The sequence below is a fragment of the Candidatus Pelagibacter sp. HIMB1695 genome, from assembly GCF_052047655.1.
In the GTDB taxonomy this organism is placed as follows: domain Bacteria; phylum Pseudomonadota; class Alphaproteobacteria; order Pelagibacterales; family Pelagibacteraceae; genus Pelagibacter.
In genome coordinates this window covers 279,158-293,861 of record NZ_JBNAJT010000001.1, presented here as the reverse complement: position 1 = coordinate 293,861, position 14,704 = coordinate 279,158, and the positions used below count along the sequence as shown (strand labels likewise).

At 27.9% G+C, this 14,704-nt stretch carries 21 protein-coding genes; 15 read left to right on the top strand and 6 right to left on the bottom strand.

Annotated features, from left to right (window positions below):
• Both phoU and phoB read left to right on the top strand, forming a co-directional pair.
• The gene (phoU, locus tag ACTTAX_RS01690) at positions 1–693 is read left to right on the top strand and encodes a phosphate signaling complex protein PhoU (RefSeq protein ID WP_262589241.1); all 693 of its coding nucleotides are present in this window, start codon (positions 1–3) and stop codon (positions 691–693) included.
• A 3-nt stretch (positions 694–696) separates the two neighbouring features.
• Positions 697–1,377: a phosphate regulon transcriptional regulator PhoB gene (phoB, locus tag ACTTAX_RS01685; RefSeq protein ID WP_440692356.1), complete on the top strand. Its 681-nt coding sequence runs from the start codon at positions 697–699 to the stop codon at positions 1,375–1,377.
• Here phoB and ACTTAX_RS01680 read toward each other — a convergent pair.
• From ACTTAX_RS01680 to ACTTAX_RS01665, 4 genes are read right to left on the bottom strand one after another with little or no spacing between them, the layout of a single operon-like run.
• A complete protein-coding gene (locus ACTTAX_RS01680) occupies positions 1,366–2,022 on the bottom strand; it encodes an aquaporin (RefSeq protein ID WP_440692354.1) in 657 nt (218 codons plus the stop codon). The genes phoB and ACTTAX_RS01680 overlap by 12 nt on opposite strands.
• Positions 2,012–2,443: an arsenate reductase ArsC gene (locus ACTTAX_RS01675; RefSeq protein WP_440692352.1), complete on the bottom strand. Its 432-nt coding sequence runs from the start codon at positions 2,441–2,443 to the stop codon at positions 2,012–2,014. Before ACTTAX_RS01675 ends, ACTTAX_RS01680 begins: the two co-directional genes overlap by 11 nt.
• Positions 2,443–2,667 (bottom strand): DUF6552 family protein, encoded by a 225-nt coding sequence (locus tag ACTTAX_RS01670; protein ID WP_440692350.1) that lies wholly within the window; start codon positions 2,665–2,667, stop codon positions 2,443–2,445. The genes ACTTAX_RS01675 and ACTTAX_RS01670 overlap by 1 nt, the downstream gene beginning before the upstream one ends.
• A 50-nt stretch (positions 2,668–2,717) precedes the next feature.
• On the bottom strand, positions 2,718–3,599 hold the full coding sequence (locus ACTTAX_RS01665; protein WP_440692348.1) for a phytanoyl-CoA dioxygenase family protein: 882 nt from the start codon (positions 3,597–3,599) through the stop codon (positions 2,718–2,720).
• 101 nt (positions 3,600–3,700) lie between these two features.
• On the opposite strand from ACTTAX_RS01665, the gene ACTTAX_RS01660 reads away from it, so the two are divergent.
• The 3 genes from ACTTAX_RS01660 to ACTTAX_RS01650 are packed head-to-tail and all read left to right on the top strand — an operon-like array spanning position 3,701 to position 5,543.
• Positions 3,701–4,066, top strand: a complete 366-nt coding sequence (locus ACTTAX_RS01660; protein WP_440678258.1) for a transcriptional repressor — start codon at positions 3,701–3,703, stop codon at positions 4,064–4,066.
• On the top strand, positions 4,066–4,530 hold the full coding sequence (locus tag ACTTAX_RS01655) for a hypothetical protein (RefSeq protein ID WP_440678257.1): 465 nt from the start codon (positions 4,066–4,068) through the stop codon (positions 4,528–4,530). Before ACTTAX_RS01660 ends, ACTTAX_RS01655 begins: the two co-directional genes overlap by 1 nt.
• Positions 4,531–4,544: 14 nt before the next feature.
• On the top strand, positions 4,545–5,543 hold the full coding sequence (locus ACTTAX_RS01650; protein WP_440692346.1) for an Ldh family oxidoreductase: 999 nt from the start codon (positions 4,545–4,547) through the stop codon (positions 5,541–5,543).
• On the opposite strand, the gene xth is transcribed toward ACTTAX_RS01650, so the two are convergent.
• The gene (gene xth / locus ACTTAX_RS01645) at positions 5,535–6,311 is read right to left on the bottom strand and encodes an exodeoxyribonuclease III (protein WP_440614394.1); all 777 of its coding nucleotides are present in this window, start codon (positions 6,309–6,311) and stop codon (positions 5,535–5,537) included. The two genes, ACTTAX_RS01650 and xth, sit on opposite strands and share 9 nt — an antisense overlap.
• On the bottom strand, positions 6,311–6,628 hold the full coding sequence (locus tag ACTTAX_RS01640; protein ID WP_262589230.1) for a HesB/IscA family protein: 318 nt from the start codon (positions 6,626–6,628) through the stop codon (positions 6,311–6,313). The genes xth and ACTTAX_RS01640 overlap by 1 nt, the downstream gene beginning before the upstream one ends.
• 50 nt (positions 6,629–6,678) lie before the next feature.
• Between ACTTAX_RS01640 and ACTTAX_RS01635 the strand changes: the two genes are divergently transcribed.
• From ACTTAX_RS01635 to serS, 10 genes are read left to right on the top strand one after another with little or no spacing between them, the layout of a single operon-like run.
• A complete protein-coding gene (locus tag ACTTAX_RS01635; protein ID WP_440692344.1) occupies positions 6,679–7,797 on the top strand; it encodes a deoxyguanosinetriphosphate triphosphohydrolase in 1,119 nt (372 codons plus the stop codon).
• Entirely contained in the window at positions 7,794–9,527 is a 1,734-nt protein-coding gene (gene argS / locus ACTTAX_RS01630) for an arginine--tRNA ligase (protein ID WP_440692342.1), read from the top strand. Before ACTTAX_RS01635 ends, argS begins: the two co-directional genes overlap by 4 nt.
• Complete coding sequence (locus tag ACTTAX_RS01625) at positions 9,527–9,790, top strand: hypothetical protein (protein ID WP_440692340.1); 264 nt, start codon at positions 9,527–9,529, stop codon at positions 9,788–9,790. The genes argS and ACTTAX_RS01625 overlap by 1 nt, the downstream gene beginning before the upstream one ends.
• The gene (locus ACTTAX_RS01620; RefSeq protein ID WP_440692338.1) at positions 9,780–10,730 is read left to right on the top strand and encodes a glycoside hydrolase family 3 N-terminal domain-containing protein; all 951 of its coding nucleotides are present in this window, start codon (positions 9,780–9,782) and stop codon (positions 10,728–10,730) included. The genes ACTTAX_RS01625 and ACTTAX_RS01620 overlap by 11 nt, the downstream gene beginning before the upstream one ends.
• A gap of 9 nt (positions 10,731–10,739) precedes the next feature.
• Complete coding sequence (locus ACTTAX_RS01615) at positions 10,740–11,483, top strand: segregation and condensation protein A (RefSeq protein WP_440692335.1); 744 nt, start codon at positions 10,740–10,742, stop codon at positions 11,481–11,483.
• Positions 11,476–12,177, top strand: coding sequence for an SMC-Scp complex subunit ScpB (scpB, locus tag ACTTAX_RS01610; RefSeq protein WP_440692333.1), 702 nt, complete (start codon positions 11,476–11,478; stop codon positions 12,175–12,177). Before ACTTAX_RS01615 ends, scpB begins: the two co-directional genes overlap by 8 nt.
• 47 nt (positions 12,178–12,224) lie before the next feature.
• A complete protein-coding gene (gene tatA, locus ACTTAX_RS01605) occupies positions 12,225–12,425 on the top strand; it encodes a twin-arginine translocase TatA/TatE family subunit (protein WP_262589223.1) in 201 nt (66 codons plus the stop codon).
• A 5-nt stretch (positions 12,426–12,430) separates the two neighbouring features.
• A complete protein-coding gene (gene tatB / locus ACTTAX_RS01600) occupies positions 12,431–12,649 on the top strand; it encodes a Sec-independent protein translocase protein TatB (protein WP_440692331.1) in 219 nt (72 codons plus the stop codon).
• Entirely contained in the window at positions 12,642–13,412 is a 771-nt protein-coding gene (gene tatC, locus ACTTAX_RS01595) for a twin-arginine translocase subunit TatC (protein ID WP_262589221.1), read from the top strand. Before tatB ends, tatC begins: the two co-directional genes overlap by 8 nt.
• Complete coding sequence (gene serS, locus ACTTAX_RS01590; RefSeq protein WP_440648414.1) at positions 13,405–14,664, top strand: serine--tRNA ligase; 1,260 nt, start codon at positions 13,405–13,407, stop codon at positions 14,662–14,664. The genes tatC and serS overlap by 8 nt, the downstream gene beginning before the upstream one ends.
• Positions 14,665–14,704: the final 40 nt, after the last annotated feature.

Below are 14,704 nucleotides of genomic sequence, written 5' to 3'. Positions count from 1 at the left end.
ATGAGCAATGAGCACACAGTAAAATCTTACGAAGAAGAATTAAGATACTTAATTGATTCAGTGATTAAAATGGGAAGTTTAACAGAGTCTCAAATGGTTGACTCTATGGATGCAGTAATCAAAGTTGATAAAGACTCTATTGATAAAATTATTAAAAGTGATGAAGAAATAAATAAATTTAGATCTAAAATTGATACTCAGATTATGACATTACTAGTCAAAAGAGCACCTATGGCTATTGATTTAAGAGAAACAATTAGTTCTTTAAAAATATCTCAAGACTTGGAAAGAATAGGTGATCTATCAAAAAGTAACGCAAAAAAAGTAAAACCATTACCATTAGATTTACCTGAGGAACTATTAGGAAATTTAAAGAGATTAGGAGATTTAGTAATAAAACAATTAAATGATGTTCTAGACAGTTATGTAAACAAAAATTATGACAAAGCTAAAGAGGTATGGGAAAAAGATGAACAAGTGGATGATTTGACCTATATAGCTATGGAAAGTGTTATTGATTTTCTTTCAAAAGATAAAAAAAATTTAGATTTCTCTACTCATTTGATTTTTGCAACAAAAAATCTTGAAAGAGCGGGAGATCATATAACTAATATTGCTGAAACAATTTGTTTTCTAATTAAAGGTGAATACTTAAAAGGTAGCAGACCTAAAGGAAAAGTTATTCAACAATAAAAAATGAATGGTAGGATATTTATTATTGAAGACGAACCTTCAATAATTCAATTAGTTCAACATAATCTAGAAAAAAACGGCTTTATAGTATCATCCTCATTAAATGGTAATGATGGTTTAAAAGAATTAAAAAAATTTCAACCTGATCTACTATTATTAGATTGGATGTTGCCTGATCTTTCAGGGATAGAAATTTGTAAAAGTATAAGAAAAGATAATAGTTTTAAAAGTTTACCTGTGATTATGCTAACTGCAAAGGGTGAGGAAGAAGACAAAATAAAAGGTCTAGATAGCGGAGTAGATGACTATTTAACTAAACCGTTTAGCTTTAATGAATTAATGGCAAGAATTAAAGCTGTGTTAAGAAGATCTAATCCAAATATAACATCTGATAGTTTAGAGTATGAAGATCTAAGCTTAGATAGAATTGAAAAAAGAGTGTTTAGAGATCAACAAGAAATTAAGCTTGGACCAACAGAATTTAGATTGTTGGAATTTTTTTTAACTAATCCTAAGAGAGTTTATTCAAGAGATCAAATTTTAGAAAATGTTTGGCCAAATAATGTAAATGTTGAAAGCAGAACTATTGATGTCCATATCAGAAGATTAAGACAATCTGTAAATTTAAAAAATAAAAAGGAATTAATTAGAACTGTAAGATCTTCTGGTTATTCACTTATTTAAAAAAACTTTTTTTACTAGATAAACAGCTATTATCATTCCAATCAATTCAGCCATTATATAAAACGGTGTATTCAAATAATTTATACCAGTAAATGATTCTGTAAAAGTTCTAGCTATAGCAACTGCAGGATTTGCAAATGATGTTGATGAAGTAAACCAGTAACCAGCTGTAATATATAAACCAACTGAAGCAGCTACAGTAATTTTACCCGATTTCATTGAACCAAAAATTATCATTATAAGACCTAAAGTAGCTACTATTTCTGATACAAATATATAAACACCATCTCTTGATTTTGTTGATAGCTCAAATATTTGATGTTCAAAAAAGAAGTTAGCTAAAGCTACACCCAACATGCACCCTAAGATTTGAGCAGAAATATAAAAGGGAAGTATTTTTTTTTTTAATTTTCCCGTAATTGTCATTGCAATACTAACAAATGGATTAAAATGAGCACCTGATACGTCAGCAAATACTGTAATTAACACAAATAAACCAGCGCCTGTTGCTATAGTATTGGCAATTAGCATTACAGCTATATCGTTGGTCAGATTTTCAGCCATTAAGCCTGATCCAACTATGATCATTACTAGAAAGCAACTTCCAATAAATTCTGAAAGAAAATATCTACTTTTATTTTTCATTTACCCAATCTTTAATTTTACTACTTATAATATTGAATGTGTTTCTAATGATTATTTGCTTTTCTTCATTATTTGCACTTTGAAGTTTGGATACAGGATCTTCAATATCCCAATGTATTATTTGTTCCTTTTGAGGCCAGATAGGGCACACCTCATTATTTGCGTTATTGCATACGGTAAATACATGAGCCATTTTTATTTCATTGTTTATAAATTCTTCAAAGTTTTTAGAGCTATAGTTGCTTAGATCGTAATTTTTGTTTTTCTCTAAAAAACTTTTAACATCTTGATTGATTGTTCCAGAAGGATTACTTCCAGCACTAAAAGCTTTAAATTTATCTGAGTATTCATTATTTGTAATACTTTCAGCTATAATACTTCTTGCAGAATTACCAGTGCATACAAATAATATATTTTTCATTAAAAAATAATTTTATAAATACCAATTACAAATAGTGGAATTTGTAATCCAAAATTAGTTAAAATAGCTTTATCCTTTAATAAAAACCCTGAAATTGTCCATCCAACAACACCAAGTCCATGAAAATATATATTCAGTGGATAAATATTAAGATTTGTAAGCAAAATACCAGTTAACACCAAAAATGTGCTGATCCATTTAAGATATTTTTTTATAAATAACATTCAAAATTTATATGAATGTTATGTTAAAGATTTATTACAAAGAATTTAATTTAATTTTTTTGAAGTTCGTAGATAGAAACATAATGTTTCTTCTTAGGTAGTGGGATTATTGTTGGAACTTTAGCTAATCTTGGTTTTATTGATTTATTTCCTACAATAATATTTTTATCATAATTTTCTAAATTCACTTCAGGATGAGGGTTTCCATCATTTATTAATGGCCAAGCATCACAAGCTCTATAACCAAATAAAATTAGAGGCCTTGAGTTATTCATAAGATTGTGTCCTGATCCATGAATTGATCTGCAATGAAAAAAAACAACTGTTCCAGCAGTTCCTGTTATAGAAACACTATCTTTAGTTCCTATTTTATTTTTTTTAGTATCTATTTTTCCAACAAAATAATTTTCTTTGCTGTGGTGGCTGTATAATTTTTTTTTGTGTGAATTTTTTATTATTTTAAGAGGCCCATTTTTCTCATAGCAATCATCTAAATATATACCAACTGTGATTAAATCATCGTTGGTATGAGGGTAAAAAGCCCAATCTTGGTGCCATCCAATTTCACTCCCTTTTTTCTTATTTGGAAGCTTAAAATTTAATTTACCAAGATGAAATCTAACTGTTCCACCTAACAATTTTTTAGCTATGGATATAATCTTTTTATCTCTAGATAATTCATAGAAGATTTTATGTCTGTTTTGAGGGTTATTTAGTCTTAATATTTCTTTATTATTTGATGAGTCTGAATTGTAAACAAAATGGTAATTATTATAGGATTGTGTTCCATTTACACCATTACAATTTTTTTTCTTTTTCTCTTTTGAAATTACTTCTTTAACAATTTTATTTATTTTGTTTATCTTTGTTTGAGAAATTAGGTTTTCTTTAACGATAAATCCATTTTTCTTAAATAAATTTAAGTCTTTCATCAATCTAATTTAATCAAAAATATCTAATCTAGACAATAATTTTTTTAAACATAAGTGTTAAATTATGTTGACAATAATTTGTTATGTTATAACATAACAATATGTCTAATAAAGAATTAGTCTTTAATATAATTAAAAAATCATCCAAGCATTTAACTGCTTATGAGATATTAGATAAGCTGCAAAAAATTAAAAAAACTCAACCAATGACTGTTTATAGAGCTTTAGACAGTTTGATTGAAGAAGAGAGAATACATAAATCAAATCAAACAAAAACTTATATTTTATGTAATCATACTCATGAAGATAATCATAATACAGCTATAGCGATATGTGAGAAATGTGGTGACACAGAAGAACTTAAATCAAATATCTTTTTAGAATTTTTTAAAAAAAACAATATTAAAAAATATGATTTTAATAAATTTAAAATGGAAGTGCTAACAACATGCAGGGAGTGTAATTAATGAAAAAAATATGGTTTTTATCTTCAGCCATCTACTTATTTAGTTTAACCGCTGTTCAAGCTGCAGAGGGACATTCTCATGAATTACCTGAAATCCTTCATTTTATGGAAGAACTAATAGAAGAGCACAGTATTTTAAGGGGAGCAACCTTTGGATTTATTCATACTTTAATTCCTTTGATAGGTTTTTATACAGGTTGGAGTATTAATAGATTTCTTAAAATTATCTCAAATGGAGCAATAGCTGGAATTGTTGGAATTGTTTTTGCACATATTATTGCTGACTTTATAGCAGCTTTAGCCGATCCAGATTTACAAAGTGCAGCTTTTGGTATTGTGATTGGAGGATTTTTACCTTTATTAGCTGTTCCATTCTTGGAAAAATATGTAACTAAAAGTAAATATCATACTGTTGTAGGTGATCACGAAGATCTAAAAAAGGATTTGAAAACCAAACATAAATAATATTTAATGATCGAGTGACTACTGTAGCACTTACATTAGATAAAATTTATGATTTAGCTAAAGAAACTCTTTTGGCTAATGGATGCGATGATGAGACAGCATCAATTTTATCAGATTTAATAAGAAATGCAGAAAGAGATGGCTCAGTATCACATGGTTTATTTAGATTGCCAGCATATGTTACTGGTCTTAAAAGCGGAAAAATAAATGGAAAAGGGAAACCTGAAGTTAAAAAAATATCTCCATCAGTAATTAAAGTTGAAGGAAATAATTGTTTAGCGCCTGTTGTTTTAAATAAAGGTTTGCCAGAATTAGCTAATGCTGCAAAAGAAAATGGTGTTGCAGTATTAGCAATAAACAATTCACATCATATGGCTGCTATGTGGCCTGAAACAGAAAAATTAGCTGAAGATGGTTTAGTTGCATTTGCTTGTACGTCTTACAAACCTGCCGTTGCACCAGCAGGAGCTATAAAACCATTATTCGGAACGAACCCAATATCATTTGCTTGGCCAAGACCTGGAAAAACTCCAGTTGTTTATGATATGGCAACTGCATCGATGGCAATGGGTGAAGTTCAGGTTGCTAAAAGAGAAGGGCACAAAGTTCCACTTGGAACTGGTTTGACTAAAGATGGAAAAGAAACAACTGATCCGGGTGAAATTGCTGATGGTGGAGTATTATTACCGTTCGGTGGCTACAAAGGTTCCGCAATTGCAATGATGGTTGAATTATTAGCGGGCGCATTAGTTGGTGATAATTTTAGTTATGAAACAGCTGCTAAAGATAATAACGATGGTGGACCTCCAAGCGGTGGTGAATTTATACTAGCAATAAGTCCAGATAAAACTTCAGGAACTAACTGGCAAAAACATGCGGAAGAATTTTTTGAGAAGATGAAATCAATGGGTGAAGTAAGATTACCAGGTGAAAGACGTCATAAAAATAGATTGGACACTGGTCCAAGAAATATAAACGAAGAGTTAGTTAATAAAATTAAATCTTTAAGCTAAAGTAATTTCAATAGGAGTGTGGTCAGAGGGTTTTTCTCTTCCACGAGGATCTTTGTTAATGTTTATATCCTTAATTTGATCAATTAGTGAATTTGAAACTAAAAAATGATCAATTCTCATGCCATTATTTTTTTGCCAGGCACCCCTCATATAATCCCAAAACGTATATCCTTCTTTCTCTTCATTAAAATATCTATACACATCATTGAAACCTAGATTTATCATCTCTCTAAATTTTTTTCTGATTTCCAACCTATATAAAGCGTCATCCTCAAAACTTTTTACATTATAAACATCTTCTGCTGATGGAATTATATTAAAATCACCAGCTAAAATTAAATTAGGATTTTTTTTAGATAAAGTTTTTAGTTGTTTGATTAATTGATCAAGCCAATTTTTTTTGTAATCATATTTTTCAGTATCAACAGGATTTCCATTTGGTGTGTATATATTAATTAATTGAATAGTTTTTTTCTTATATTCAAATTCAGCAGAAATTATTCTTGATTGTTTTAATTTATCTTTAATTAAATCAGTTTTAATATTTTTTAATTTATTTTTAGAAATAATTGCTACACCATTATAACTTTTTTGACCAAATACGTGGCTTTCATAATCCATTGAAGAAAAATCATCATAAGGAAAATTGATGTCCTCGGTTTTGATTTCCTGCATCATTAAAATATCTGGTTTATATTTTAATAAATAACTTTTGATATTTTCAATTCGTGCTCTTACAGAATTGACATTCCAGGATGAAATCAGCATTAAAGTGAGAAAGAAACACCGCAACCACAAGAGGATTTTGTTTGTGGGTTAGATATTTTAAATTGTTCACCTATTAACTCAGAAACATAATCAACTTCAGATCCTTTAAGTAAATCTGCAGAGGTTTTATCAATTAAAATATTTTGATAATTTAAATCGTCGTCTTGTTTTGATTTATCGAAAGTGAATTCATATTGAAATCCTGAACAACCACCACCTTTAATAGCGATTCTAAAAAATGAACCTTTGTCTTTTTTTGCTAACAAACTTTCTATTTGTTTTAACGCATTATCTGTAAATTTAATTTCTTTAATCATGTCTCAACACTGATATTACTAATATAATACTTAATTATTTTAATTAAAGGATGAAAAAAGACGCTTTGTTAGGGGTATACAAAAGTAAAGGCAGACTAATTAAGGAAGCTAACTCAAAATATCGATCTCCTTTTCAAAGAGATAGAGATCGTATTATTCATAGCGCATCATTTAGAAGGTTAAAACATAAAACCCAAGTATTTGTTAATACTGAAGGAGATCATTTTAGAACAAGGATTACTCACTCAATAGAAGTTGCTCAGATTGCAAGATCAATAGCTAAATATTTGAAATTAAATGAGGATTTAGCCGAAACTTTAAGTTTAGCACATGATTTAGGCCACACGCCGTTCGGTCATGCTGGAGAAGATGCCTTACATGAATGCATGGAGAATTATGGTGGTTTTGATCACAACCTTCAAACTTTAAGAATAGTTATGTTTTTAGAAAATAAGTATTTTAAGTTTAAGGGATTAAACTTGACCATAGAAACGTTAGAAGGTCTTCTTAAACATAACGGGCCTGTTCAGGATATTGGTTTAGTTAATAAGTTAATAGGGTTAAAAGCTTTTAAAGGTAAAATTAAATATAATTCATTTCCCTCTCTTGAAGCTCAAATTTCAGCAATTTCAGATGATATTGCATATAACAATCACGATATTCAAGACGGAATAAAAGCCAACCTTTTTAAAATGGAGGAATTGGTTGAAATAGATTTTTTTAAAAATATTCATAAAAAATATAAAAATAAAATTACTAATAAAAATTATAAAATTGCAATTTATCAGATTATAAGAGACTCAATTGACCTCATGGTTAGAGATTTATTGAGCAATACTCAGAAAAATATTCAAAAGCTTAAGATAAAATCCTCAAGAGATGTAGCTAGATCTAATGATTTAATCGTTTGTTTTTCTAACCAAATTAAGAATGCAGAAAAAGAAATTAAATCTTTCTTAAGAGACAAAATGTACGACAACAAGTCAGTATTGAAAAAAAATCATAAAGGTAAATTAATAATTAAGAAATTATTTAAAATAATTAAATCAAATCCAAGAAAATTTTTGTCCAAAGATCAATTGACTAAAGACAAATATAGAGCTATTTCAGATTTTATATCTGGTATGACTGATAGATATGCTATTAACCTTTATAACGATAATAAATGAATATTTTTGAATTATATTTAGATAAAATTAAATCTGTTATCGTTGATTTGAATAAAAATAATAAACTAGAAATTCCAGAGAATTTTAATGGTATTAATGCAGAAATACCTCCACCAAAATTTGATTGTGATATTTCAACAAATGTTGCGATGGTTTTATCAAAAATTAATAAAACTTCACCATTACAGCTTGCAGAAAAACTTGCTCCCGAAATTAAAAATAATGACAGTGAAATTGAAACAATATCTGTAGCCAAACCAGGATTTATTAATATTAAATTTAAACCATCTTATTGGTCAAATTTTATTAAAAATATCACAGATAATGCAGACAGTTTTGGAATAAATGAAAAAGAGAAAAAAAATAATTATTTAGTAGAGTTTGTTTCTGCAAACCCGACAGGTCCTTTACATGTAGGACATTGTAGAGGTGCTATTCTAGGTGATGTTATCTCTAATGTTTTAATTTTTAATAAACACAAAGTTACAAAAGAATATTATGTGAATGATTATGGTAACCAAATTATAAATTTTACTAAATCAGTATATTTTAGAATTAGAGAAGTTCATTTTAAAGAAACATTTCCTGAAGATAATCCTGATTTGTATCCTGGAGATTATCTAATTGATTTTGCAAAAAATATAATTTCAAATAATTCAGATCTTAAATTTGATAATTTTGATGAAATTAGAGACAAATTAACAGTCTTATCAATAGAGCAGGCGCTTCTGCTTATCAAAAACAACCTTAAAAGCTTGGGTATTAAACATGATAATTTTGTTAGTGAAAAAAATATCGTATTAAACAATGAAGTTGAAAGTGTAATAAATTTTTTAGAAAAAAATAACTTTATTTATAAAGGAAAAATCAAAGCCCCAGCTGGTGAAGATAACAAAGATTGGGTTGAAAGGGAGCAATTATTATTTAAATCAACAGAATTTGGTGACGATAAAGATCGTGCACTTCAAAAATCAGATGGTACATGGACTTATTTTGCAAGTGATGTTGCCTATCATAAAAATAAAGTTGATAGAAATTTTGATTACTTAATCAATATCCTTGGTGCAGATCATGCAGGTTATATAAAACGGATTACCTCCTCGGTTGAAGCACTGTCAGGAAAAAAAGATACATTAATTTGCAAAATTAGTCAGTTGGTAAAATTAATTAAAGATAACAAGCCTTTCAAAATGTCTAAAAGAAAAGGGGATTACATTACGGTTGATGACTTGATTGAAGAAGTTGGAAAAGATGCAACAAGATTTATTATGCTTAACAGAAGCAGTGATGTTGAATTAGATTTTGATTTCGATGCAGTCAAAGAAAAATCCAAAGACAATCCATTATATTATGTTCAATATTGTTATGCTAGAATTTCATCTGTATTTAGACATATAGATAAAGACTTAAATTCAAAAATTGAATTAAATGATTTCAATTTTGAATATTCTAATGATGAAATTAAAATTTTAAAAAAATTATCTGAGTGGCCAAAATGTATTGACACAGCTAGCACAAAATTAGAACCACATAGAATACCTGTTTACTTATACGATCTTGCATCGGAATTTCACTCGTATTGGAATTTAGGAAAACAATTTCCAGAAAAAAGGTTCATTAAAGATCAAAAAACAGTCTCACCAGATAAATTGATATTTTTGAAAGCTATTTCTAATGTTATTAAAACAGGTATGGATATTGTTGGTGTCGATACACCAAATCAAATGTAATGCTTAAAGAAATAAAGTACTTAATATTTGTTTTAGTAATAATTTTATTTATATTTTTTACAGGAAAATATTATTTTTCAGATGAACACAAAAAAAAATCATACAGATCTCATCAAAATATTGATGAGAAAATAAAATTATATTCAAAAAATTTACCAGTTTTAGAGAATGATACTCAAAATGTAATTGAGTATGTTAAGCAAACAAACAAAAAGAAAAAGAAAAAATTTAATTTTTGGAAATTATTAGACAATGATAAGTAAAAGAAAATCTTTTATAGTTGGTTTAAAATCAACAAAATTATCTAAAAATGAAATTTTATTTCTAAAAAAATATAAACCCTGGGGAATTATCCTATTTACTAGAAATATTAAATCTTTTGATCAAGTTAAAAAATTAACCTCTAGCATTAGAAAAATTTTTAAGGATAAAAAATATCCAATTATGATTGATCAAGAAGGAGGAAGAGTAAACAGATTAAAAAATTTAATTTCTTTTGATAATATGACATCTGAATATTTTGGAGATTTGTTTAATAAAGATAAAAAAAAATTTGAAGTCGTTTATAAGTTATTTGTAGATAAGACTTCTTATTTATTGAATTTAATTGGTGTGAATATTAATACTGTTCCAGTTTTAGACCTTAGAGTTAATGGCGCAAGCATAGTAATTGGTGATCGATCTTATTCAATAAATAAAAAAATTGTCTCTAAATTAGGAGATATTTGTATTGAATTATTTCAAAATAACTCAATAGGAACTGTAATGAAGCATATACCCGGTCATGGTTTAGCAAAAGTTGATAGTCATTATGCAAGACCAATTGTTACCAAAACATATGGATATCTTCTTAAAAACGATTTTTGGACATTTAAAAATAAGAAATCTTTATTTGCAATGACAGGTCATGTTGTTTATTCAAAAATTGACAAAAATAACACGGCTACACACTCTAAAAAAATAATAAATATCATTAGAAAAAATATAGGATTTAAGAATATTTTAATTTCAGATGACTTATCAATGAAAAGTTTAAGTGCTGATTTAAAACTTAATACTACTAATTTATTCAGCGCAGGTTGTAATCTTGCACTTCACTGCAATGGAAATATGAAAGAAATGAAGATAGTTGCAGAAAATTCACCTCAAGTGAATAGTTTTATTGTTAAAAAAACATCTCAATTTTATAAAATTTTAAGTTAATATCTTTACATGTCCACTAATGATTCTGAATTATTTAATGTCGATATAAATAATTATAATGGACCATTAGATGTACTTTTAGATTTAGCAAAAGCTCAAAAAGTTGATCTAGAAGAAATATCTATAACTAAGTTAGCAGATCAATTTCATGAGTATATTACCAAAGAAAAAAATTTAAATTTAGAAATTGCTTCTGAATATCTTTTAATGGCAACATGGTTAGCTTATTTAAAATCAAAATTACTTTTGCCTGGTACTCCTGAAGAAGAATTTAAAGTTCAAGAAGTTGCAGAAAAGTTAAAATTACAGTTAAAAAAATTAGAATTAATTAGATTATTATCCGAACAAATGCTTAAGAGAAAAAGATTAGGTAGAGAGATAAGAACAAGAGGTATGAAAGGAAATATTAGATCAATTTATAGCACAGAATATAACTTAAGTTTATTTGAACTAATGAAAGCTTACTCAACAATAATAATGACTAAAGATTTTCAAAAAATGAATATTCCAAAACTACCTGTGTTCACAACAGAAGATGGCATCAAAACAATTAGAGAATTTTTTGGTAAACTATTTGAGTGGAAAAAATTGGATGAATTAATACCAAGTAATTTTAAAAGTGGTTCAAAATACAAAAGAACTGGTAAGGCTGGGATATTTGCTGGATCATTAGAATTAGTTAAAGAAGGAAATTTATCAATTAAACAAGATAAATTGTTTGATGAAATATATATAAAGGAAATAAATGATTAAAAAAGCAAAAGCTTCAAAAGATAATATTTTAAAGTTTCCATCAAAACTATCTGATTTAGATAAAGAAATAGAAGCAATTATTTTTGCTGCAGCTGAGCCTTTAGATGTAGACACAATAGAAAGTAAAATTTCTAAAAAAGGTAATGTTCCAGAATCTTTAGAAAAATTAAAACAAGAATATTCAAATAGGGGAATTAATTTAATTTGTATAAAAGATAAGTGGTCTTTTAGAACATCGCCAAATTTATCAAGTTTGATGTCCCAAGAAAAAACTGTTGAAAAGAAACTATCTAGAGCTGCAGTAGAAACATTAGCTATAATTGTTTATCATCAACCAGTTACGAGAGCTGAGATAGAGGAAATAAGGGGAGTTGCTTTTGGTACAAATACTTTAGAGATATTAATGGAATTAAATTGGGTAAAACCAGGAGGTCGAAAAGATGTCCCCGGTAGACCAATTCAATACATTACTACTGATGATTTTTTAAGTCACTTCAACATACAAAAATTATCTGATCTTCCAACAATTGATGAATTAGGTGCTGCTGGTTTAATTGATAGTTCAAGCGTTGATAATGCTATTTTTGGAACTGGAAAATTTTACAAAGAAAAGCAAGAAGAGAAAAAAGAGGATATTTATTCCAATATAGATGAAATGCTAAACAGCACTCTAGACCCTGAAGAAAAAGATTAATAAAAAAGTAACTTTCAAAATAACCTTAAAAAGGTTATAAGTTTTTTATGAGTATAGGAATTTGGCAAATAGCTATTGTAGTTATATTGGTTGTTTTATTGTTTGGAAGAGGAAAAATTTCAAGCTTAATGGGTGATGTAGCTAAAGGTATTAAAAGTTTCAAAAAAGGAATGGCGTCAGACGTAACTGACGATACAGAGCCAAAAAATATATCTGACGATAACAAAGACTCGGATAACAAAAATTAATTTAAATGCCTACTATCGGTTGGTTTGAAATTTTAATTGTTGTTGCTATTGCAATAATAGTTCTTGGACCAAAGGATTTTCCAGTGATGTTAAAGAAAGCAGGCTCATGGATCGGATCAGCAAAAAGATACGTTAATAATATTCAAAATGAAGTTTCAAATCTAGAGATTGATGACGAAAAAATTGACAACGAAATAAAAAAAGAAATTAAAAAAGATGAGTAATGAAGATCAGGAAGGTGGATTTGTAAGTCACCTAACAGAATTAAGAAAAAGGTTAATAAATAGCTTTATCTTTTTATTTATCTTTTTTGTAATTTGTTACTTATTTGCAGAACATATCTATGGTTTTCTTGTTGATCCATTTGCTAGAGCTGTAAAAGAAGACGGCTCTGATAGAAGATTAATATTTACAGCTTTACAAGAGACCTTTTTAACATATCTTAAAGTATCTTTCTTCACTGCTTTTTTTGTTACATGTCCATTTATCTTGATGCAAATTTGGAAATTTATTGCACCAGGTTTGTACAAACATGAAAAGGTAGCAATTCTGCCTTACCTTATATTAACACCAATATTATTTTTTTTAGGAGGCATGCTGGTTTATTATTTGATAATGCCACTTGCGATTAAATTTTTTCTTTCATTTGAAAGCACAGGTCTTTCTACAAATTTGCCAATTCAATTAGAGGCTAAAGTTAATGAATATTTATCACTAGTTATGAAATTAATTTTTGCTTTTGGTATCAGTTTTCAGTTACCAGTTGTTTTAAGTTTATTGGCAAGAATCGGAATAGTTGATAGTCAATTTTTAAAAGAGAGAAGAAAATATGTAGTTGTTATAATATTTGCAGCAGCTGCATTGTTAACACCACCAGATCCAATTACTCAAATAGGTTTAGCAATACCTTTATTAATTCTATATGAATTATCAATATTTTCAGTAAAATTTATAGAAAATAAAAATTTACAAAAAGAAGATGCATAACATTAAAGAAATACGAAAAGATTTTTCCAAATTTCAAAAATCTCTTGAAAAAAGAAATTTAGAAGTAGATTTTGAAAAAATTCAAAAATTAGATGAACAAAATAGAAATTTAATTCAAAAAAAAGAAAGTTTAGAAAAAGAAAAAAAAGATATTTCTAAATCAAAAGATGAGAGTTTGTTTAAGAAATCTAAAGAAATTAGCAAGGAACTCGAGAAAATTGTAGAAGATCAAAAACAAATTAAGTTTGATTTAGATAGTATACTGTCTAGTATACCCAATATACCACATGAAGATGTTCCAAATGGTAAAGACGAAAATGATAACAAAGAAATATTAAAATCAGGAGAGATACCCAATTTAGAATTTAAACCTAAAACACATTACGAATTAGGTGAAAAACTAAATATGCTTGATTTTGATTTAGCTACAAAAACTACTGGTTCAAGATTTGTATTTGTAAAAGATAAATTGGCTCTTTTAGAAAGGGCAATATCAAATTTTATGCTTGATACGCATATTCATCAAAATGGTTATCAGGAAATATCACCTCCATTAATGGCATCAGAAAGCACTATGTACGGCACTGGACAGTTGCCAAAATTTGAAAATGACCAGTTTGAAATTAAATTTGACGAAGGTTCAGATAGAAAATTTTTGATACCAACAGCAGAAGTGATTTTAACTAATATTGTTAAAGATAAAATGATTGATCTTAATAATTTACCAATGAGATTTGTTGCTTCAACTCCTTGTTTTAGAAAAGAAGCTGGAAGTTATGGAAAGGATACAAGGGGCATGATTAGGCAGCATCAATTTTACAAAGTTGAAATGGTAAGCATTGTTGAGAATGAAAAATGTTTAGAAGAATTAGAGAGAATGACAAATTGTGCCACTGACATACTAGATAAATTAGAATTACCTTATCGAAAAGTAATTTTATGTTCAGGTGATATGGGTTTTAGCGCAGAGAAGACCTATGATATTGAGGTATGGTTACCATCAGAAAATAAATATAGAGAAATATCTTCATGTTCATCTTGTTCGACGTTTCAAGCACAGCGTATGAAGGCAAGATATAAAAATAATAATAAGGAAAATGTTTTTGCAGGTACGTTAAATGGAAGCGGTTTAGCTGTTGGAAGAACTCTGATTGCAATTATGGAAAACTATCAGCAAAAAGATGGTTCTATTATAATTCCTAAAGTTCTAAGACCTTATATGAACAATATGGAATTGATTTCTAACAATTAAAGTTGTTTTAATTAGTTAGATGGTATAAGAATGCCATAAT

Excerpts from the sequence above, each read along its gene's own strand:
- phoU (WP_262589241.1), top strand. The coding sequence starts at position 1 with ATGAGCAATGAGCACACAGTAAAATCTTACGAAGAAGAATTAAGATAC.
- phoB (WP_440692356.1), top strand. The coding sequence starts at position 697 with ATGAATGGTAGGATATTTATTATTGAAGACGAACCTTCAATAATTCAA.
- ACTTAX_RS01680 (WP_440692354.1), bottom strand. The coding sequence starts at position 2,022 with ATGAAAAATAAAAGTAGATATTTTCTTTCAGAATTTATTGGAAGTTGC.
- ACTTAX_RS01675 (WP_440692352.1), bottom strand. The coding sequence starts at position 2,443 with ATGAAAAATATATTATTTGTATGCACTGGTAATTCTGCAAGAAGTATT.
- ACTTAX_RS01670 (WP_440692350.1), bottom strand. The coding sequence starts at position 2,667 with ATGTTATTTATAAAAAAATATCTTAAATGGATCAGCACATTTTTGGTG.
- ACTTAX_RS01665 (WP_440692348.1), bottom strand. The coding sequence starts at position 3,599 with ATGAAAGACTTAAATTTATTTAAGAAAAATGGATTTATCGTTAAAGAA.
- ACTTAX_RS01660 (WP_440678258.1), top strand. The coding sequence starts at position 3,701 with ATGTCTAATAAAGAATTAGTCTTTAATATAATTAAAAAATCATCCAAG.
- ACTTAX_RS01655 (WP_440678257.1), top strand. The coding sequence starts at position 4,066 with ATGAAAAAAATATGGTTTTTATCTTCAGCCATCTACTTATTTAGTTTA.
- xth (WP_440614394.1), bottom strand. The coding sequence starts at position 6,311 with ATGCTGATTTCATCCTGGAATGTCAATTCTGTAAGAGCACGAATTGAA.
- ACTTAX_RS01640 (WP_262589230.1), bottom strand. The coding sequence starts at position 6,628 with ATGATTAAAGAAATTAAATTTACAGATAATGCGTTAAAACAAATAGAA.
- ACTTAX_RS01635 (WP_440692344.1), top strand. The coding sequence starts at position 6,679 with ATGAAAAAAGACGCTTTGTTAGGGGTATACAAAAGTAAAGGCAGACTA.
- argS (WP_440692342.1), top strand. The coding sequence starts at position 7,794 with ATGAATATTTTTGAATTATATTTAGATAAAATTAAATCTGTTATCGTT.
- ACTTAX_RS01625 (WP_440692340.1), top strand. The coding sequence starts at position 9,527 with ATGCTTAAAGAAATAAAGTACTTAATATTTGTTTTAGTAATAATTTTA.
- ACTTAX_RS01620 (WP_440692338.1), top strand. The coding sequence starts at position 9,780 with ATGATAAGTAAAAGAAAATCTTTTATAGTTGGTTTAAAATCAACAAAA.
- ACTTAX_RS01615 (WP_440692335.1), top strand. The coding sequence starts at position 10,740 with ATGTCCACTAATGATTCTGAATTATTTAATGTCGATATAAATAATTAT.
- scpB (WP_440692333.1), top strand. The coding sequence starts at position 11,476 with ATGATTAAAAAAGCAAAAGCTTCAAAAGATAATATTTTAAAGTTTCCA.
- tatA (WP_262589223.1), top strand. The coding sequence starts at position 12,225 with ATGAGTATAGGAATTTGGCAAATAGCTATTGTAGTTATATTGGTTGTT.
- tatB (WP_440692331.1), top strand. The coding sequence starts at position 12,431 with ATGCCTACTATCGGTTGGTTTGAAATTTTAATTGTTGTTGCTATTGCA.
- tatC (WP_262589221.1), top strand. The coding sequence starts at position 12,642 with ATGAGTAATGAAGATCAGGAAGGTGGATTTGTAAGTCACCTAACAGAA.
- serS (WP_440648414.1), top strand. The coding sequence starts at position 13,405 with ATGCATAACATTAAAGAAATACGAAAAGATTTTTCCAAATTTCAAAAA.